This is a genomic window from Ruminiclostridium hungatei, from assembly GCF_002051585.1.
GTDB lineage: Bacteria > Bacillota > Clostridia > Acetivibrionales > DSM-1351 > Ruminiclostridium > Ruminiclostridium hungatei.
The window spans coordinates 59,779-79,544 of the sequence record NZ_MZGX01000004.1 but is presented as its reverse complement, the minus strand read 5'-3'; the positions used below and the strand labels follow the sequence as shown (position 1 = coordinate 79,544).

Sequence of the window (19,766 nt, the reverse complement as noted above, 5' to 3'; positions counted from 1 at the left end):
TAAAGGGAGTATCAAAGCTGCTTGAAAAGTAGCTTTGATACTCTTTTGCTTTTTTTAAGAAGTTAATCTTTCCAAGCCGGAAGACATTATTTCCATCGTATATAAGTACTTTTATGAGGAATTATAATTATATATTTCTAATATAATTTTAATAAGCCTTGGGAGGTAATTTTATGAGATATTACAGAGTAAATAAAGCTAAGCCGGAAGTAAAGACAGTTATAAATATGGAAAATCCCGCAGAAATAAATACTCCATATCCTGAAGCCGTACCTTCCCTATGGGAATGGAAATTGCCCCAGGAGCAGGTGAAGATTGTCAATCGCCTGAATGATATTACGCGGCCTGAAAACAAAAATAAACAGGAATAAACATGTTTGGACAATGCTTGGAAATTGTAAAAAAAGCATTGCAAACAATCAATATTTGTAATATACTTTAGTTAAGGTCAAAGATAGTCAAAATCAGTTTTGGAAATGGGGGTGATACTGTGGCAAGCTTAAGCGATATTATTGAAACCTTTATAAAACAAATGATATCCGACACCAACGGAGCTGTTGAGATTCAAAGGAACGAGCTGGCAAACCAATTCAATTGCGTACCGTCGCAGATAAATTATGTAATATCCACAAGGTTTACTACAGACAGAGGCTATTACGTTGAAAGCAGAAGAGGCGGCGGCGGACATGTAAGAATAAAGCGCATTAATGTATCAAGACCGGGAAATTACCTGATGCATATAGTATCTTCCATGGGAAACAGTATTTCGCAGCAATCTGCGGAAGTGTTCATCAACAATTTCATTGATTACGATGTCATCAGTGAAAGGGAAGGATACATCATGAAGGCGGCCAGCAGTGACAGGGTGATTGGGCCGGTTCCCATGCCGGACAGGGATATGCTCAGGGCAACCCTTCTTAAAAATATGATTATGAGCTTATTAGTATAGAAGAGTGTCGAGGTGATTTTATGCTTTGCCAGAATTGTCAGCAGAATACTGCAAGTGTTCATTTTACACAGATAACAAATAATACAAAGGTGGATATATATCTTTGTGAGCAATGTGCGAAAGATATAAGCCATGGGGAGTTTATTTCGACCTTTGGCTTTAATGACCTTATAAATGGCTTGTTTGGAGCCCAGATAAAGCAGGAGCTGCCTGAGACACTTAAATGCAAAAAGTGCGGTCTGGAATACGAGGAATTCCTTAAAACCTCCAGAGTGGGATGCGCACAGTGCTACCATGCCTTCCAGGAAAAGCTGGACCCCATAATAAAGAGGCTCCACGGCAATGCCGAGCATCACGGCAAGGTTCCTGTCAGAGTCAGCAGCAAGGTAAGCATTCCTGACCAGATAGACAGATTGAAACAGCTTTTAAATGAATCCATTGAGAAAGAGGCTTATGAGGAAGCAGCCAAAATCCGTGACAGAATACGTGCATTGGAGGTGGAAGGATGAACGGGATACCTTTAGAAAAGGGGCCGGAGCTTGATATAGCCGTTTCCAGCAGGGTACGATTTGCAAGAAATTTTGCAGATATTCCTTTCCCGGTCAAGATGACCCCAAAACATCAGGCTGCTCTTGTAAAAAGAGTGCAGGCAATAATTTCAGAATACACTGCGCATGGAAAGCTGATGTACGCCGACATGACGGCAATGCATCCTCTGGACAGGATTTCACTGATGGAACGGCATCTCATAAGTCCTGACCTGGCTGAGTCCAAAGGCAACAGCGGAGCCTTCATAAATGAAAATGAAAATGTCAGCATAATGGTTAACGAAGAGGACCACATCAGAATCCAGTCCATATTTCAGGGTATCATGCTGGAAAAGGCGTACAGGGTATGTGATGAAATAGACTCGATTATTGCTGAGAAGGCCGACTACGCCTTTGATGACAAATACGGCTACCTTACAAGCTGCCCTACAAACCTTGGGTCCGGAATGAGGGCGTCGGTTATGCTCCACCTTCCCGCGCTGGTCATTACAGGATTTATGAAATCCATACTGGAAAGCTGTACAAAGCTGGGCGTGGCCGTCAGAGGCATTTACGGTGAAAACAGTGAAGCGGTGGGTGACATGTTCCAGGTTTCAAACCAGATAACACTGGGTAGAAAAGATGATGAAACCATAGCGGCCATAGATGGAATATGCCAGCAGATCATTGACAGGGAGAAGGCCTTGAGATACCAGCTATACAAACAGAACATCCATAAGTTTGAAGACAGGATATTCAGATCCTACGGCCTTCTGGAAAATGCCCGTTTGCTCAGTGCACAGGAAAGCTTTAAATTGCTTTCGGATGTTAGACTTGGAGTAAGTATGGGAATAATAAAGAATATAGGTATACTGACTTTAAATGAAATACTGGTGCTTTCTCAGCCTGCAACCCTGCAGAAAATTGCGGGAAAGCAGTTGAACCAGGAGGAAAGAGATATAAAAAGAGCAGAACTTGTTAGAATAAAGCTTCAGAAATGAAACTGATGAAGCGAAGATGGAGGTGTAAGTATGTATCAGAGATTTACTGAAAAAGCCGAGCGGGCAATTGAATTTTCACAGCAGAGTGCTGTGGAACTGGGACATAACTATGTAGGCACGGAACATATTCTGTTGGGCCTTGTAAAGGAAGGCACAGGAGTGGCCGCCAGAGTTCTTCAGGTGCAGGGAATAACTGAAGAAAAGATTTTAAAAGAGATAGATGAACTGATAGGCAGAGGTGAGACATCAGGAGAAACGCCTGTTGGTTTTACACCCAGAACAAAGCGTGTTTTGGAGCTGGCTTTTAAAGAGGCCAGAAGAATGGGCCAGGGGTATATCGGAACAGAGCACCTGCTGCTGGGGATTATGAAGGAAGGCGAAAGTGTGGCAGTCAGGATCATGATGGATCTTGGAGTGGACCCCCAGAAGCTGTTGAATGAGCTGGTGAAGATACTAAATGAAGAAACGCCGGGCTCAAACGGCTCTCCAAAGGGGAACAGCACAAATTCCAGCACTCCTACCCTTAACCAGTTTGGAAGGGATCTGACCGACATGGCCAGAGATGGAAAAGTTGACCCTGTAATAGGCAGGGATAAGGAAATTGAGAGAGTTATCCAGATACTCAGCAGAAGAACCAAGAACAACCCCTGCCTCATCGGAGAACCCGGAGTTGGTAAAACTGCCATAGCAGAAGGTCTTGCCCAGAAGATAGTTGAAGGAAACATACCTGAGATTTTGAGCGACAAAAGAGTAGTAACACTGGACTTGTCTTCAATGGTAGCTGGCGCCAAGTACAGGGGTGAGTTTGAAGACCGCCTGAAGAAGGCCATGGAGGAAATACGCAAGGCAGGAAATGTCATACTGTTTATAGATGAACTGCATACAATAGTGGGAGCAGGCGCCGCAGAAGGTGCCATAGATGCCTCCAACATACTCAAGCCTTCACTGGCAAGAGGCGAAATACAGGTTATCGGCGCCACCACACTCAATGAGTACAGAAAACACATTGAGAAGGATGCGGCCCTGGAAAGAAGATTCCAGCCAATAACGGTGGGAGAGCCTTCAAAAGAGGAAGCCGTAGAGATACTCAAGGGTGTCAGAGACAAGTATGAAGCTCATCACAGGGTAAAAATCACCGATGATGCGCTGGAAGCCGCCGTAAAACTCTCAGACAGATACATTACCGACAGGTTCCTGCCTGACAAGGCAATTGACCTGGTGGATGAAGCCGCTTCCAGAATACGGCTTAAGACCTTTACCGCTCCTCCTGATATAAAGGATATGGAGGAAAGAGTTGAAAGGCTCAGCAAGGAGAAGGAGGATGCCATCCGCTGCCAGGAGTTTGAAAAGGCTGCCAGGATCAGGGATGATGAGCAGAAGCTGAAAAACGAGCTGGACAAAGTAAAAGATCAGTGGCATCAGAAAAACCAGACCAAAACCGATACTGTAACAGCGGATGAAATCGCCGAAATAGTGGCAAGCTGGACTGGAATACCAGTGAAGAAGCTGGCGGAGGAAGAATCCGAGAGGCTGCTGAAAATGGAGGACACTCTCCATAACCGCGTAATCGGTCAGGATGAGGCTGTGAAATCCATATCAAAGGCAATCAGAAGAGGGAGAGTGGGGTTAAAGGACCCCAAGCGCCCTGTGGGTTCGTTTATATTCCTGGGACCTACCGGTGTAGGAAAGACCGAATTGTGCAAGGCTCTGGCCGAGGCAATGTTCGGAGATGAAAAGTCAATGATAAGGGTGGATATGTCGGAGTTTATGGAAAAGCACAGTGTTTCCAAACTGGTTGGTTCGCCTCCCGGCTATGTAGGCTATGATGAAGGAGGACAACTGACGGAGAGAGTGAGAAGAAGGCCATATTCGGTACTGCTTTTTGATGAAATTGAAAAGGCTCATCCCGATATTTTCAATATTCTGCTGCAGATACTGGAAGACGGAAGGCTGACCGATTCACAGGGAAGAGTGGTAGACTTCAGGAATACCATTATAATCATGACATCAAATGTGGGAGCCAGGTCCATCACAGAACCCAAGCGCCTTGGATTTTCTGCCGCCAAGGATGAAAGAGCCAAGAATTATGAGGACATGAAAAACAACGTCATGGGCGAGCTTAAGAGAATGTTCCGACCGGAGTTCCTTAACAGGATAGACGACATCATTGTATTCCATCCACTGTCCGAAGAAAATATCAGAGAAATTGTAAAGCTCATGACAGATATTCTTGTCAAGAGATTGAAGTCAAATGACATAGAACTTGAAGTGGGAGTGGAGGTACTTTCCCATCTGGCAAAGAAGGGCTATGACCCGCTGTTTGGAGCAAGGCCATTGAGAAGGGCCATCCAGAGCATGATAGAGGATAAACTGGCTGAAGAAATGCTGGAAGGAAAGGTAAAAGCCGGAGACAGCATTAAAATAGAAATGGATGGAGATAACCTCAAAGTCACCAAACAGGAGGACAGTTTGGTCAGGCATTAAAAATATATAAAATTAATTCAGCCTTGTACACTCCCGTACAAACTTACGCAAATGGGATGCTCTAAATATATTTGTTGAATTGGCAAAGGTTCTACACAGGTTATCATATCGTCGCTAACATTCAGCATCCATGCTTCAGTGTTACGCTAAAACCTACATCGTGTAGGTTTTACGATATCATAGCCTGTGTCTCACCTGCCAGATTCAGACAAATATAATTTAATCAAGCAACCCATTTGCGTAAGTTGTACTAGCGTGTAATAAAATTTGTAATTATCATTTTAACATACGCTTTTGATTTAAAAAGAATATAATATTTTTAACGCCATGACCAAACTGTTTTGCGCTAGTTTCCATTCTCCACGTCTCCTATGCTTAGCTGCCTGGTATGGGCAGTATGATTCCATTCCTTGTTGTCCCGTTCCAGAAAGCCCTGAAGTGCAATTGGGGCCCAGGTGAGGCAGTAGATCGGATAGATGGCAAAGCCCAGGAGCACCTTTAAGTTGAATTTCCTTTCGGCCAGGATTACCAGAGGGCCGTACAGCATTTCAGACAAAGCCATGACATACCATACCTGCACCGGAAAAACATACTGTACGGTAAACAGCGGGAATTCAGGATACACGGTCTGAATCCACATAAGTATGGTCATAAGGCCCACAAAAATCAATCTTATAGGTTGAAACAGATAAAGTGCGCAGTCCAATGCAATCAGATCCCCCTGCAAAAAGGCCTGTCTGAAAAGCGGGCGGAGATACCTTGCCGCACAGTCCGCATGACCCTGCATCCAGCGTTTCCTTTGCATCCAGGATTGCTTGAGGGTTATGGGCTTTTCATCGTAAACTATTGCATCATGTGCCCAGGCTATCTTAATACCGTTAAGGGCAAGCTTCATTGTGTATTCAAGATCTTCCGTCAAACAGGTGGCACCCCACTTCAATTCATTGAGCACAGAGGTATCAATGCAAAAACCTGTTCCGCATAAACCGCAGCTTAATTTCAAATAATACCTGGGAAGCTGAAATATTCTGTTGGACAGCCAGAAGGCAATTGAATAGGAGCAGGTTATCCAACTGTCAAAGGGATTTTTGCTGTCAATGAAGCCCTGAACAACCTTATGTCCCTTGCAAAGCTGAATGTTCATTTCCCAAAGGAAGTTGGGAGAAACAAGGTTGTCGGCATCAAAAACAGCTACGGCATCATATTTGTTATTCATCCGGAATATTCTCTCAAACATCCACTCCAGAGCATGACCCTTGCCGCGCTTTGTATTATCATCACGGATATGTACCATGGCACCATGGTCTTCTGCAATCCTGGCGGTCTTATCGGAACAGTTGTCGGCTATGACAAAAACATCAAATAATTCCCGTGGATAATGCTGTTTAAATAAACTGTCAATGATGTGGCTGATTACCAGTTCTTCGTTGTGGGCAGCGATGACTACGGCAAATTTTTTCCGGGGCTCAACCGCCTTTTCCCTGTCCTTTCTCTTTATCCAGCCAAACATGGATATCCCCAGAAAGTAGCAGCCTGCAATGAAAATCACCACCTGAATCAATTCACTGAAATAGAATATTGTATAATATAAAATGGTTTTCATCAAATTCTCCATTCTGCTGCAGCGCAGCGCGTAAATCCCCTACCAGAATAGTTTTAACAAAAATGAATAAAAATATTTACAGGGTTTTAAATTGGCAGAAACTTAATATGCTATAATAAAACTAGCCGGGGAGGTTTGTATCCGGTACACAATGTCTTTTTTTCCGGAGGGTTTATGCAAAAGTCCTACTACAATAATGCGGTTACAGGTAATTCTTCCATGCTGGCAGCCTTTAGCGACAGGGCTGAGTTACTCAGGCTCTTCTGGCCGAATATAGATTATATCCAGCAATTTGACAAGCTTTTGTGCGGGATTTACATAAAGAATACAAGCGGCAGCACGGTCTGGTTCAATGACCACAGATGTGAGCACCAGCAGGAGTACCTTCAGGACACTAACATAATCAAAAGTACAATAACCAACTATTTCGACGGCTACAGGGCTGTAATATACGATTTTGTCTGCTCGGATACGGATGTATTGATAAGAAGGTGTGAAATCGAGAATATTTCCGGTGAGGCAAAGGAGCTTGGCTTTGTGAGCTTTTCGGCTGCTTCAGCCGCTGATCCCGATGTGGCAGGCGTCTTGTTTGATTTTCACAATGAAGCCCTCGTGCATTACAAGGCAAATAATTACCTTTCTGTCTTTTCCGACAGTCCTGTCTGCGGTTTCCAACTGGGAAACAATGCTAATGATGCTGCAGTGAGCACATATTTGTTTGGCAAGGATGACATAGGCATGATGAAGGATGCTGCCGTTTCATGGGAACTGGGCAGTTTTGCAAAAAATGAGGTTAAGGGCTTTAATTTATACATATGTGCCGCCTCAACCTTAAAAGCCTGCAAGGCTTTAATAAGGGAATGCAAGATGCTCGGAGCCGCAAAACTTTTTGCAGGTACTCAAAAATACTGGAAGGAATATTTGAATAATTCAAGACAGCTCAAAACCGGCAATGGCTTGCTGGATAATCTATATAAAAGATCGCTGCTGGTTTTCAGGCTGATGTATGACAAAAAAAGCGGGGGCTTGATGGCTGCCCCCGAGATTGATGAATATTTTACAAAATGCGGGAGATACGCATACTGCTGGGGAAGGGATGCGGCCTTTATTACAGAAGCCCTTGACCGGGCAGGCCTTCATGAATGCGTGGACAATTTTTACCTGTGGGCGGTACGGGTACAGGAAGAGGACGGAAGCTGGCAGCAGAGATACCATATGGATGGAAACCTGGGGCCGTGCTGGGGGCTGCAGATTGATGAAACAGGAACTATTCTCTGGGGGATGCTCAAGCACTACAAGCACACCGGCCAAATCCGGTTCCTGCAACGGGTTTGGGACAGTGCCAAAGCAGGAGCCGCTTTTCTCAAAGGATTTATGGACAGTGACACCGGTCTGCCGGGGCCCAGCTTTGATTTGTGGGAGGAACGGCTGGGAGAGCATGCCTATTCATCTGCCGCCGTTTATTCAGGTCTGAAGGCGGCAGCACAAATAGCGGAGGTTCTTGGAAAAGGCGACAGGGAGACCAGGGGCTGGGCCGAGCTGGCTGAAACCGTAAAACAATCAATAACAGATTATTTTTGGAAGGATGACTCCAACAGATTTATAAGAAGCATCAGGGTCAAGCTCAATGGCTGGGGAGAGGAGGCCTCACCGGATAAGGTGCTGCTTTCGGTCAATCCCAAGGGCTACATAAGGGATTTTACCCTTGAAGACTGGATTGTGGATGTGAGCCTTATGGGACTTAGCATTCCCTTTGAGGTATTTGATGCAAATGATCCAAAAATGAAAAGCACGGTTGCGCTGATTGAAGAAACACTTACCTCTCAAGGTATCGGCGGAATAAAGCGCTATGAAAATGACAGCTATATCGGAGGCAATCCATGGATACTTACAACTTTGTGGGTGGCATTATATCATGTCAGGACAGGTAATTATACCAGGGCGAAGGAATATCTGTTTTGGGCTGCCAACGGCAGGACAAATCTGGGCTTGCTTCCTGAGCAGGTGAATAAGGAGACCGGAAAACCCGAATGGGTCATACCGCTCACATGGTCCCATGCCATGTATGTTCAGGTTCTTTCAGAGCTTGTCGATGCTGGAGTGCTTTGAATTAAGTATGGTGGATATGCTGATGCCATGGTTGACAATGAGATTTAAGTAAAATAATACTTTTTTCAGCCGTGAAACCATGATACTCTCCTATCCGCGCATATTGGCGCAACCTAAAAAACACCTTTGTTTTCCGGCGTGAACCATGAAATCTATTATTATCACGCTTTATATTAATATAATATGAAGATTCGCCAATGATGTGAGTTTTCGTTAACAGGAGTTGATTAAAATAAAAAGCAGAACCGTATATAAATGCAGCAACTGCGGGTATGAGGCACCTAAATGGGTGGGGCGCTGCCCCGACTGCCAGAATTGGAACACCCTGGAGGAAGTGGCCGCCGAGGTTAAAAAAAGCGGAAGGGTGTCACAGCCGCGGGCTATAAAGAAAATCGCAAGGCTGACAGAGATAAAAGCCGGAAACAGTGACAGGATTCTGACAGGCATCAATGAATTCAACCGTGTCATGGGAGGCGGAATAGTAAGGGATTCCATTACCATAATCACAGCAAAGCCGGGAGCGGGAAAGTCTACCTTGCTGCTGCAGGTTGCCGATGATGTGGCTTCCAGGGGGCTTAAGGTCTTATATGTATCGGGTGAAGAAAGCGAAAGCCAGATAAAAAACAGAGCTGACAGGCTGTTTGACAGTATAGAGACGGGAGTGTGGGTTTACTCGGATAACAGCATGGACAACGTGCTGGAGGCGGTGAACCGGCTTGACCCGGACCTGCTGATTGTAGACAGTATCCAGACCTTTGTTTTGGAAGGGTTCCCGGGCTCCAGAGCCGGTTCGCCCACTCAGACCATGGAATGTGCAAATGAACTGCTGAAGCTGGCAAAGGACCCTCAAAGGCCCAGAGCGGTATTCCTGGTGGGGCAGATGAATAAAAATGAGGAGATTGCAGGACTCAGGTCCCTTGAGCACCTTGTAGATGCGGTACTCATACTGGATGGAGACAACGAAGAGGAGCTGAGGGGACTGTCTGTTACCAAGAACAGGTTCGGAAGCACCTGGGAAAGAGGATATTTCTCCATGACAGAGAAGGGGTTAGTCTCCATTGACAATCCTTCCGAGTTTTTTATGACCGCCAGGGATAAAAATGAGGCTGTATCAGGCAGTGCACTTACTGTTGTAAAGGATGGCTCACGGCCCATAATAGTAGAGATAGAGAGCCTGGTATCAAAAACCTTTACACCCTTTCCCTCAAGAATAGGGGAATGTATAAGGCGTGAACAGCTCAGTACGCTTATTTCAATACTCGAGCAAAGAGGAAAGATATCTCTTTATGACAAGGATGTTGTCATTAAGACCACAGGGGGACTCAAATTCAAGGAGCCTGCTGTAAATCTGTCCATAATAATGAGCATTGTATCTTCGGTATATGACAGAGAGATACCCGGAAGCACTGTGTTTATTTCGGATGTGGGCCTTACCGGGGAATTGAAAAAAGTCCCTTCGCTGGAACTGAGGATAAGGGAATTGGACAGGAGGGGCTTTAAAAGGGTATACATAGCTAAGAACGGGCTTATACGGGCTCAGGATATCAAGCATCTTGAAATAGTAGAGTGCAAATCACTTCAGGATGTTATAAGGCATGTTTTCCAGAAATAGACCTTGAAATCACTGCTCCTCCAAGGGAAACATATTTTATTGACATTTATGGTAAATTATGAAAGAATAAATAAAATGTAAATTGCCAGCCTCGCCCATAGGTCGACTTTTGACTATTGCGCGGGGCTTTAAGTTAACCTTGAAACTGGAGGGAGTTATGAACAAAACAGCACTACTTATAATCGATGCTCAGATTGGCCTGTTTTCTCCTGAAAATCAGAAGCCGCACAACAGCCATGCAGTACTGAAAAACATAAAAGCCATGCAGGACAGAGCCAGAGCAAAAAAAGTCCCTGTGGTTTTCGTACAGCATACCAGAGCAGGCGTTTTTGACAAAGGCAGCAGGGCCTGGGAAATATGTCCGGAAGTTGCACCTGTGTCAGGAGAACCGGTGGTAAAAAAATCAGAATGGGATTCCTTTTATGGTACTAACCTGCAAGAAGTTCTCAGTGGCCTGGGGACTGAAAAGCTGATAATCACCGGCATGAAAACTGAATTTTGCGTTGATACCACCTGCAGAGCAGCTTATTCCAACGGGTATGGCCTCACACTTGTAACGGATGCTCATACCACCTTTGACAGCTACATATTATCTGCAGACCAAATCATTAATCACCATAACGGCATATTAAGAGGAATAGCGGCTTTGAAAACCACCGGACAGGTACTTGACGGACTTTAAAGCACATGGGCAATTTCAATGCTTGTCCAGGAACAGGAAATGTATGGCTTTCCCGCACAATAAAATAAGGCTGGCGTTCATGCCAGCCTGTTATCTCAGGTTATACTTACCGAGCATACGTATTCGGTCATTTTCTTTGAGTATGATATCGTATAAATTCAAATCCATTGCATTACACAAGGATGCAAGATAAAACATATTCCTTCCCATATCTCTTTCAATGGCATCTCTGCAATTTTCGCAAAGGGTTCCTTCCACATGGGTATCAGCCGAACTCTTCATTTCGTCAAAGCTGGCATCTTCGGGAATCTCCTGCTTATGGGCAGATATGGTCAAACAGCCGCACTGAGTAACTGACTTGATAATAGCTCTGTTTACTCTGGAGTTTGAATCCTGATATTTTGTTAACAGATCAAGAATGCTTTTATTTCTAACCAATAATTCCTGTGCGGTGTATTGAAAATCATCAATAAGAATATCTTTCATGCGGTTCACCTCAATATTTGGATGTCTATTTTTATTATACTTTCATTAGTGAGACACTGTCAAACAAAAACAAATATTTTACTTGGAAAATGGAAAAAATTTAAATTTATTCCCAATGGATTTTGACAAGGCCTATAGTTTGTAGTATACTTGTCCTATGACAAATTAATACCGGAAAAGGACAATCAAACGCACTCAAAGGATTATGGTGCGTTTTTAGTATTTTACCATCAAAAATGAACAAAACACGTGTTCTGCGATCTGAATAGCCTTGTATTCATATTGCACTTGGCTTAACACACCGGATTCTATCTGATTTTTTGTTAAGCCGGGATATACAAAAGACGAATATTATTGCATTGTTTATTTGGAGGTTACTATGTATAACGTAGGGGACAAAATTGTATATCCTATGCACGGTGCAGGAGTTATTGAGTCTATTGAAGAGCGGGAAATATTGGGAAAGAAATGCAGCTATTATGTTATGAAAATCCCTATCGGAGACCTGAAGGTCATGATACCTACAAATAATGTAAATGATATAGGAATTCGGGATGTAATAAGCATTTCTGACGCGGATAAGGTCTTCAGTATACTGGGAAGCGGACAGCATGAATTATCTGCAAACTGGAACAAACGCTACAGAGAGAACATGGTAAAAATAAAAAGCGGAGATATCTTTGAAGTGGCAGATGTGGTCAGGTCTCTGATGCAGCGTGAAAAAGAGAGAGGTCTTTCCACAGGGGAGAGAAAAATGCTAACCAGTGCAAAACAAATACTCATAAGCGAACTTGTTCTGGCAAAAGGTTTAAATCAGCATGAAGTTGAGAGCAAAATTCAGGAATATCTTTATGGCTGAGTAAAAATACCTTTTGAAGGAGAGCTATCGTGCTGAACAGGATTATAAAAATTTCTTTTTCTATTCTAGGTGCTGTTACCGGTTTCACAATATTACGTACAATTTTTATAAGCAATGATATAAATTTAAGCGAAAATTTTAAAGTAATAATTTTCGTTTTATTTTCGTTGGCATTTTGCGCCGTGTTTTACTTTATGGCTACCAAGATAATAGGATTTGTGGGAGGCTTTATTGATAAAGTTGAAAACGGAATTCAAAGCATTACCTTGTCCGAAATGCTGCTAGGTGCCCTGGGCCTCATAGTTGGTCTGATCGTTGCAAATCTCATAAGCATACCCATTATCAAAATTCAAATAATAGGAGTTCCATTTGCAGTTATAATAAACATTTTATTCAGTTTGACTGGCATAGGACTTTCTCTTAGAAAGAGAAACGAGAATTTCTTTGATTTGTTCAAGGAGAGCAAGGCTTCGCCGAATATCCCCAAAATAATTGATACCAGCACCATAATTGACGGCAGGATTCTGGATATATGCTCCGCCGGCTTTATAGACGGAGAACTGATTGTGCCGTCTTTTGTCCTGGAGGAGCTCAGACATATAGCCGACTCCGAAGACAGTCTTAGAAGGGCCAGGGGAAGAAGAGGCCTGGATATACTGAATCTGCTTCAGAAGGACAGCAGCCATACCGTAAAAATCGAAGAGTTTGATTACAGCAATATTGAAGCGGATGAGATGTTGATGAAAGCTTCCTTAAAGCTAAAGGGAAAGCTTGTTACAATTGACTATAATCTCAGCAAGGTGGCAGCATTAAAGGGTATAAAGGTTTTAAACATAAACGAGCTTGCCAATGCTGTAAAGCCTATAGCTCTGCCTGGAGAAGAAATGAGTGTGCAGGTGGTGAAGGACGGCAAGGAAGCGGGTCAGGGTGTGGCATTTCTGGAAGATGGCACCATGATTGTTATTGAGGGAGGAAAGAAATTTCTGGGCGAGACCATCCCTGTGATGGTTACAAGTGTCCTCCAGACATCTGCCGGCAGAATGGTTTTCGCAAAGCCTGCAAGATGAACGGAGAACCTGGTTTATATGAAAATTGATTTCTACTGATTTTTGCCTGCCGACGTGCTTTTGCAAATGCGGCAGGCAGTCATAATATTGGAGGCTTGGGTTTTGGAGATATACAAGGACGGATTTCCCGGAAAAGTGACCGCGGTCATCACAGCGGCAGGAAAGGGCACAAGGATGAATTCCAGCATAAACAAGCAGTATATCGAGCTGGGGGGCATTCCCGTACTTGCGCGGACTATTGGGGTTTTTCAGCAGTGCCGGGAGGTTGACGAAATAATTGTGGTCATAAATGAAGAGGACCTTAACTTTTGCAGGAAAGACATCGTGCAGAAGTACGGTTTGACAAAAGTCAAAGCCTTGGTGAGCGGCGGTGCGGAACGGCAGGATTCAGTATACAAGGGCCTTTGTGCCATAGAGGGCTGCTGCGGCATAGTGCTGATACATGATGGGGCCAGACCTTTTGTGACTTCTGAAAATATTGCAGACAGCATCAGCGCCGCCATAGAATTCGGTGCGTGTGGTGTCGGCGTGAAGGTGAAGGATACCGTAAAAATATCCGACATGGAGGGCTTCGTTTCCTCAACACCGGACAGAAGCCGTCTTTGGAGTATTCAGACACCCCAGAGCTTTGCCTACGACATAATTATGAAAGCCCATGAAGAGGCTATAAAAAACAACTATTTGGGAACAGATGACATGGTGCTGGTTGAAAAATTGGGTATTCCGGTTAAAATACTGGAGGGAAGCTACAGGAATATAAAAATGACAACACCTGAGGACCTGATAATTGGCCAGTCTATCCTGGACAGCATGTGAGAGGGCTGTCCGCAACTGCCTGAAAAAGTACCCGAGTCACTTCCCTAAAGGGCAGTAACTATGCAAAATGCCTGGACACCCTTACCTTGGCCGAATTGGGTCAAGCCTTCCCCGGAAGTTGCCGTTATTCCCACACTGTTTTCAGGAATGCCCAGCAGCCCTGAAATTACCTTTCTCATTTCGGGTATCTTAGGAGTGATCCTTGGATATGAGCATTCAATGGATATGGATACGTGTACGATTTTTACGTCCACAAGATATTTCAAAGCTTCCACAAGGTATTCGGAACTATCTGTAATACCTTTTTTCATGCACATCTCGTCAGCAATCCTGCCAAGTATATTTACGCAGGTCACGCCGGAAACCGCATTTGTAATGGCATGTAAGACCACATCGGCATCACTGTTTCCTGATAAGGGAGTCACGCCTTCAAAGGTCACTCCACCCAGAACAAATTTTTTGTTTTTATTTTCAAAGTCAAATCTATGACTGTCCTGACCGATACCTACTTTCATTTTGCAGCACTCCCTTTAAATAAAATTGATGTCCAGCCGTCAAAAACCAAGGTGCCAGGTAAAATATTGCAGGATACCTCCGGCTCGGCTTATGCACTCACATTATATTATACCCCGGATGTCTCTTCAAGTGTATTGACATTACCAGTTACATATATTATATAATATAAATTGGCACTTTTAATTGCAGCCAGGCGTAAAATGTTAAGATGTTCAAATATGCTATCAATATAAATAAAAATTGATTTGTGGCAAGGGCGCTGACTGATTGACTCAATAGCATGGGTTGATAAGATTTTTGCTTGTGCCGGAAATGGAGTTTGAGATGTCAAAGGATAAGAAATTGGTTGAGGCCATCACATCAATGAATGATGATTTCGCACAGTGGTATACCGATGTGATAAAGAAGGCGGAGCTTGTAGATTACTCAAGTGTCAGGGGTTGCATGATTATAAAGCCGTACGGCTATGCAATATGGGAAAACCTTCAGAAGGCATTGGATGCAAAATTTAAGGCTACAGGACATGAAAATGTTTATATGCCCATGTTCATACCTGAAAGCTTGCTGTTAAAGGAAAAGGAACATGTGGAGGGCTTTGCTCCCGAAGTTGCCTGGGTAACGCATGGGGGAGATGAAAAGCTGACTGAAAGGTTGTGCGTGAGACCTACTTCTGAAACCTTATTTTGCGAACACTATGCAAATATAGTCCATTCTTACAGGGACCTGCCAAAGCTGTATAACCAATGGTGCTCTGTTGTCAGATGGGAAAAGACCACCAGGCCTTTCTTAAGGACCCTTGAGTTCTTGTGGCAGGAGGGTCATACGGCGCATGCCACTGCGGAAGAGGCACAGGAAGAAACCATCAAAATGCTCAATGTGTATGCCGAGATATGTGAAAATGTTCTTGCCATACCTGTCATAAAGGGAAGGAAAACCGATAAGGAGAAGTTTGCAGGCGCCAAAGCCACATATACCATAGAAAGCCTCATGCATGACGGCAAGGCATTGCAATCAGGTACTTCCCATAATTTCGGAGACGGCTTTGCCAGAGCCTTTGAAATTCAGTATACTGATAAAAACAATCAGCTTCAATATGTGCATCAGACTTCCTGGGGTGTTACTACCCGGCTTATAGGTGCAATCATCATGGTACATGGAGATGACAGCGGACTGGTGCTGCCGCCTGCTGTTGCGCCCACTCAATTAGTAATAATTCCTGTTTCACAGCACAAGGAAGGCGTTCTGGAAAAGGCAAATGAATTGCTGGGCAGTCTGTCGTCCAGGTTCAGGGTGAAAATTGACGACAGTGATAAGATGCCGGGCTGGAAATTCTCCGAATATGAGATGAAGGGCGTTCCTTTGCGTCTTGAGGTAGGACCGAAGGATATAGAGAAAAACCAGGTAGTTCTTGTCAGAAGAGATACCGGAGAAAAGCTGTTTGTGTCAATGGACAGCCTTGAGGAAACAGTTGGAAAACTTCTTGCCGATATTCAAAAAGCGCTGCTTGAAAGGGCAAGGGACATGAGAGATAAGAAGACCTATACGGCAGCTTCCCTGGAGGAATTTGAAAATGTTATCAATACTACTCCGGGCTTTATAAAGGCCATGTGGTGCGGTGGACAGGAATGTGAAGACCAGATCAAGGAAAAGACCGGGGCGACAGCAAGATGTATGCCTTTTGAACAGGAAGAGCTGTCGGACAAGTGCGTGTGCTGCGGTAAGCCTGCAAAAACAATGGTTTACTGGGGAAAAGCGTATTGATTTATAAAGATGCCTTCCGGGGCAGTATGAAAGGCTTAAAAAGGGCATTTCCTGTGTATCGCAGGCAATGTCCTTAAATTTTTTAAGCCAGTGTAAAGTTAAAATGAGCAGCAAATAAATTTCTATAGCTCTGCTTGACAGTAAATTCAAACCATGGTAATATGAACCAGTTAGCGTACGCTAACTGGTTCATATTTTAAAACCTTTTTCAGAGGTTTTTTTGCACGCTTAAGTTAGCATACGCTAACTTAAGCCGGATGCTTTTATATGGGTTGCCGCCGCCGACATGGAGCAGCCGTAAAAAGTCGGTGCCGGTATTTGTTCAGGAATGCGCTGCGCGCATGGATTGGAGGTCTTATGTTATTTATTTTATCTTTATTTTTGGCTGTGGTTTTTGTTCTGGCCGGGCGGGGTTTTATAAAAAAACACCCGCATTTATGCTATTTTACGGCAATTGCTTTCGCTGGTGCCGTATTTGCAGGAATTGCCTCGGGTATGGTTTTTCATTTGCCGGCCTGGCTGCGTGAGTGGGCTGTTCCGCTTTTCTCCAGAGGCGCCTTTCCTACGGCACTGTTTGTAATTGTAATGTACACCGGAGCGCTGCCCAACAGTTCCAGGCTCATCAGGGTACTGATGCCTGTCAGGGCGGAGCTGTCAATCCTGGCAAGCCTTCTGACGCTGACGCATAACGCCGCATATGGAATTACATATTTCAAAAGGATGTTTCTCAGGCCTGAGCTGCTTCCGCCCTATCAACTTGCAGCCGGAATAATTACAATAATCCTGCTCTGCCTTATGCTTCCGCTTACGGTAACATCTTTTCCGTCAGTGAGAAGGCGTATGAATGGAAAACGCTGGAAGTCACTTCAGAGAAGTGCATATCTTTTTTATACATTGCTGTACCTTCATGTAATACTGCTGTCCGTTCCTCCCATGATGGCCGGCCGCAGCGGTTACAGTCTTACGGTACTGGCATACAGTGTGGTTTTTATCGGCTATGGGGCCATGAGAGTGCAAAAGGCATTGAAAGTCAGAAAGTTATCCCCTGTGGCTTCATTTGTGCCGGTTGCTTCCGGCCTTGTACTTTTGCTGCTGCTGGGAGTTTTTATTCTCAATATAAATTTGAATTCCGTTGAAACCGGTTCAAAGCTATTGGCGGCTGCAGACCAGAAGGAGCAGGCTGTGAAAGAGAAGCCGGTTTCGGGGCAGGTCGCTGACAGCCGGCTGCAGCAGGAACAGGAGAGTCCCGCAGGCAGGGAAGAGGTTGAAGAGCTGAGTGGGTCCCAGCCGGAAGAGGCCGGGGAAAGCCAACCTGCCGGAATATTTCCTGCGCCGGAAAAAAACGAACAGTCTGTTGACGGAGGGACTGCAGCTTCCTCTGAGAAGCCGGCGCAGGCCCAAGACAAGTCTGTGTCCGAAAACCGGGGCCCGGTGTCCAACGCGCAGACAGAAGCGAAAGCACCGGGCTCCTCAAATAAGATTTCCCGCTCGGGAAGGGCTGAGGAAGAGGATACAGGCTTAAAGTCTGAAAAAGAGCCAGCTCCGCAGGTCGCTGCGGAGGTAGCCGCTCCCTCTGAAAAAAAGTCCAGATACCGTGACGGCGCCTTCACCGGAACCGGCAAGGGGTATGTGGGGGATATCACGGTAAAGGTAACTGTCAAAGCTGATAAGATAACCCACATCACCATAACGGATTCCTCCGAGGATGAGCCTTATTTTTCGGCTGCAGCGGAAATAACCGGAGCTATGCTCTCTGCCCAGAGTGCTGCCGTAGACACTGTCAGCGGTGCTACTTACAGTTCTGAAGGCATAATACAAGCAGTCCGGGCCGCGTTAAAAAAGGCTGAAAATTAAGAAGCATCCGGAAGGGAACATGTGGATGATGAAAAAAATAATTTTATTATGCATAGTGCAGGCTATGCTGCTCACCGGCTGTAAGGCGGGAGCGGCAGCCTCCGGTCAAAGCCCTGAGCCGTCTGCTGCAACAATATTTTCCATGGACACCGTTATGGAGGTTACGGCTTACGGTGCGGGGGACGGGCTTATGAAAAAGGTCTCCTCCCGCATTAAAGAGCTTGATGCTGCACTTTCCACTACGGATAGGGCCAGTGAAGTATTCGCAATTAATGCATTGGGCAGCGGAAAGGTGTCGGACGACACCCTCCGGCTTGTAAAGTATGGCATAAGCTTCGGGGAAATGACGGGAGGACTGCTGGATGTGACTATTTATCCTCTGGTAAGGGAATGGGGCTTTACCACGGGCAATTATAAAGTACCTGATAAATCAGTTATTACAGAGCTTATAAAAAAAGTTGACTACAGAAATATTAGGTTTGACGAAGAGGCTTCCACCGTATCTATTCCAGAGGGGGCAATGATTGATTTCGGCAGTCTGGCCAAAGGCTATACCGGAGATGTGCTTCTCAAAATGCTTGAGGAAAACGGAATCAGCTCGGCAATGGTAAATCTGGGGGGGAATGTACAGACTCTCGGTACAAAACCTGATGGAACAGAGTGGAAGATAGGTATCGAAAGCCCCGGCAGGGATGGTTATATAGGGATCGTGCCCGTGGCAGACAAGGCGGTAATAACTTCCGGCGGCTATGAACGCTATTTTAAAGGTACTGACGGAAATATATACTGGCATATCTTTGATCCCAGAACGGGCTATCCCGCAAAAAACGGTCTGATTTCAGTTTCCATAGTCACAGATACAGGTATTTACGGCGAAGCCTTATCCACCTCTTTGTTTGTAATGGGGCTGGAAGCTGCGTCTGAATTCTGGAGAAGCCACAGGGATTTTGAAGCGGTGTTTATTATGGAGAGCGGAGAGATATTTATTACAGGGGGACTGGAGAATAGGTTCAAGGTTGCCGGAACCTCTGCGGGAGGCGGTTTGTCTGTTATCCGGCCATGAAAAGGACAAGGATATGGCTTCTGGTATTTATTTTAATAATGGCAGTTTCCTTTGGGGTCATTCTTTCCGGAAGGGCAAAGGAAGACCGGGGGAGCAAAATTGCCGGTATTTATCAGGAGGGTTCCGCCATATACTCCATAGCCCTGGACAGTGTAAAAAAGCCGTATTCCATAAAAATCAAGGGGGAAAAGGGCATTAACACTGTCACTGTGGAGCCCGGGCGGATATGTGTCTCAGAAGCAGATTGCCCTGATAAATCATGTGTAAATTGTAGGTGGATTTCAAAGCCTGGCCAGATGGTGGTCTGCCTGCCCAACAGGCTCATGATAAAAATTAAAAATGAGGCTGCCGGCGGTATAGACGGACTGTCTCGGTAA

18 protein-coding genes are annotated in these 19,766 nt (G+C 44.8%); 15 read left to right on the top strand and 3 right to left on the bottom strand.

The annotated features are described in order from the left end of the window. The first annotated feature begins 173 nt into the window (after positions 1-173). The 5 genes from CLHUN_RS04015 to CLHUN_RS03995 all read left to right on the top strand — a co-directional run bounded on the left by CLHUN_RS04015 (position 174) and on the right by CLHUN_RS03995 (position 4,961). Positions 174-371: a hypothetical protein gene (locus CLHUN_RS04015; RefSeq protein ID WP_080063288.1), complete on the top strand. Its 198-nt coding sequence runs from the start codon at positions 174-176 to the stop codon at positions 369-371. Positions 372-490: 119 nt separating this feature from the next. Beyond that, positions 491-949, top strand: coding sequence for a CtsR family transcriptional regulator (locus CLHUN_RS04010; RefSeq protein ID WP_080063287.1), 459 nt, complete (start codon positions 491-493; stop codon positions 947-949). A 20-nt stretch (positions 950-969) separates the two neighbouring features. Next, entirely contained in the window at positions 970-1,458 is a 489-nt protein-coding gene (locus tag CLHUN_RS04005) for a UvrB/UvrC motif-containing protein (protein WP_080063286.1), read from the top strand. Then, the gene (locus CLHUN_RS04000) at positions 1,455-2,477 is read left to right on the top strand and encodes a protein arginine kinase (protein WP_080063285.1); all 1,023 of its coding nucleotides are present in this window, start codon (positions 1,455-1,457) and stop codon (positions 2,475-2,477) included. Before CLHUN_RS04005 ends, CLHUN_RS04000 begins: the two co-directional genes overlap by 4 nt. A 30-nt stretch (positions 2,478-2,507) precedes the next feature. After that, the gene (locus CLHUN_RS03995) at positions 2,508-4,961 is read left to right on the top strand and encodes an ATP-dependent Clp protease ATP-binding subunit (RefSeq protein WP_080063284.1); all 2,454 of its coding nucleotides are present in this window, start codon (positions 2,508-2,510) and stop codon (positions 4,959-4,961) included. A gap of 346 nt (positions 4,962-5,307) precedes the next feature. Here the strand turns inward: CLHUN_RS03995 and CLHUN_RS03990 are convergent, their stop codons facing one another. Then, a complete protein-coding gene (locus CLHUN_RS03990; RefSeq protein ID WP_242656432.1) occupies positions 5,308-6,564 on the bottom strand; it encodes a glycosyltransferase family 2 protein in 1,257 nt (418 codons plus the stop codon). Positions 6,565-6,738: 174 nt separating this feature from the next. Here CLHUN_RS03990 and CLHUN_RS03985 point away from each other — a divergent pair, with 174 nt between their 5' ends. The 3 genes from CLHUN_RS03985 (at position 6,739) to CLHUN_RS03975 (ending at position 10,967) form a co-directional block, all read left to right on the top strand. Further along, complete coding sequence (locus tag CLHUN_RS03985; RefSeq protein WP_080063282.1) at positions 6,739-8,673, top strand: glycoside hydrolase family 15 protein; 1,935 nt, start codon at positions 6,739-6,741, stop codon at positions 8,671-8,673. A gap of 232 nt (positions 8,674-8,905) precedes the next feature. Then, positions 8,906-10,285 (top strand): DNA repair protein RadA, encoded by a 1,380-nt coding sequence (gene radA, locus CLHUN_RS03980; RefSeq protein WP_207559137.1) that lies wholly within the window; start codon positions 8,906-8,908, stop codon positions 10,283-10,285. A gap of 157 nt (positions 10,286-10,442) precedes the next feature. After that, the gene (locus CLHUN_RS03975) at positions 10,443-10,967 is read left to right on the top strand and encodes a cysteine hydrolase family protein (protein ID WP_080063280.1); all 525 of its coding nucleotides are present in this window, start codon (positions 10,443-10,445) and stop codon (positions 10,965-10,967) included. A 90-nt stretch (positions 10,968-11,057) separates the two neighbouring features. On the opposite strand, the gene CLHUN_RS03970 is transcribed toward CLHUN_RS03975, so the two are convergent. After that, on the bottom strand, positions 11,058-11,453 hold the full coding sequence (locus tag CLHUN_RS03970; RefSeq protein ID WP_080063279.1) for a DUF1573 domain-containing protein: 396 nt from the start codon (positions 11,451-11,453) through the stop codon (positions 11,058-11,060). A gap of 379 nt (positions 11,454-11,832) precedes the next feature. On the opposite strand from CLHUN_RS03970, the gene CLHUN_RS03965 reads away from it, so the two are divergent. From CLHUN_RS03965 to ispD, 3 genes are all read left to right on the top strand, one after another. Continuing rightward, positions 11,833-12,312, top strand: coding sequence for a CarD family transcriptional regulator (locus CLHUN_RS03965; RefSeq protein WP_080063278.1), 480 nt, complete (start codon positions 11,833-11,835; stop codon positions 12,310-12,312). Positions 12,313-12,506: 194 nt separating this feature from the next. After that, positions 12,507-13,379 carry a PIN/TRAM domain-containing protein gene (locus CLHUN_RS03960; protein WP_242656431.1) on the top strand — a complete coding sequence of 291 codons (873 nt, stop codon included), beginning with the start codon at positions 12,507-12,509 and terminating at the stop codon, positions 13,377-13,379. Between the two features lie 102 nt (positions 13,380-13,481). Beyond that, a complete protein-coding gene (ispD, locus tag CLHUN_RS03955; RefSeq protein WP_278247522.1) occupies positions 13,482-14,195 on the top strand; it encodes a 2-C-methyl-D-erythritol 4-phosphate cytidylyltransferase in 714 nt (237 codons plus the stop codon). A gap of 44 nt (positions 14,196-14,239) precedes the next feature. Here ispD and ispF read toward each other — a convergent pair whose 3' ends face one another. Next, the gene (ispF, locus tag CLHUN_RS03950; protein ID WP_080063275.1) at positions 14,240-14,710 is read right to left on the bottom strand and encodes a 2-C-methyl-D-erythritol 2,4-cyclodiphosphate synthase; all 471 of its coding nucleotides are present in this window, start codon (positions 14,708-14,710) and stop codon (positions 14,240-14,242) included. Positions 14,711-15,035: 325 nt separating this feature from the next. Here ispF and proS point away from each other — a divergent pair, with 325 nt between their 5' ends. The 4 genes from proS (at position 15,036) to CLHUN_RS03930 (ending at position 19,766) form a co-directional block, all read left to right on the top strand. Next, a complete protein-coding gene (proS, locus tag CLHUN_RS03945) occupies positions 15,036-16,472 on the top strand; it encodes a proline--tRNA ligase (protein ID WP_080063274.1) in 1,437 nt (478 codons plus the stop codon). Between the two features lie 357 nt (positions 16,473-16,829). Further along, on the top strand, positions 16,830-18,326 hold the full coding sequence (locus CLHUN_RS03940; RefSeq protein WP_165755648.1) for an FMN-binding protein: 1,497 nt from the start codon (positions 16,830-16,832) through the stop codon (positions 18,324-18,326). A gap of 25 nt (positions 18,327-18,351) precedes the next feature. Beyond that, complete coding sequence (locus tag CLHUN_RS03935; protein ID WP_242656430.1) at positions 18,352-19,389, top strand: FAD:protein FMN transferase; 1,038 nt, start codon at positions 18,352-18,354, stop codon at positions 19,387-19,389. Beyond that, positions 19,386-19,766 (top strand): NusG domain II-containing protein, encoded by a 381-nt coding sequence (locus CLHUN_RS03930; protein WP_080063272.1) that lies wholly within the window; start codon positions 19,386-19,388, stop codon positions 19,764-19,766. The genes CLHUN_RS03935 and CLHUN_RS03930 overlap by 4 nt, the downstream gene beginning before the upstream one ends.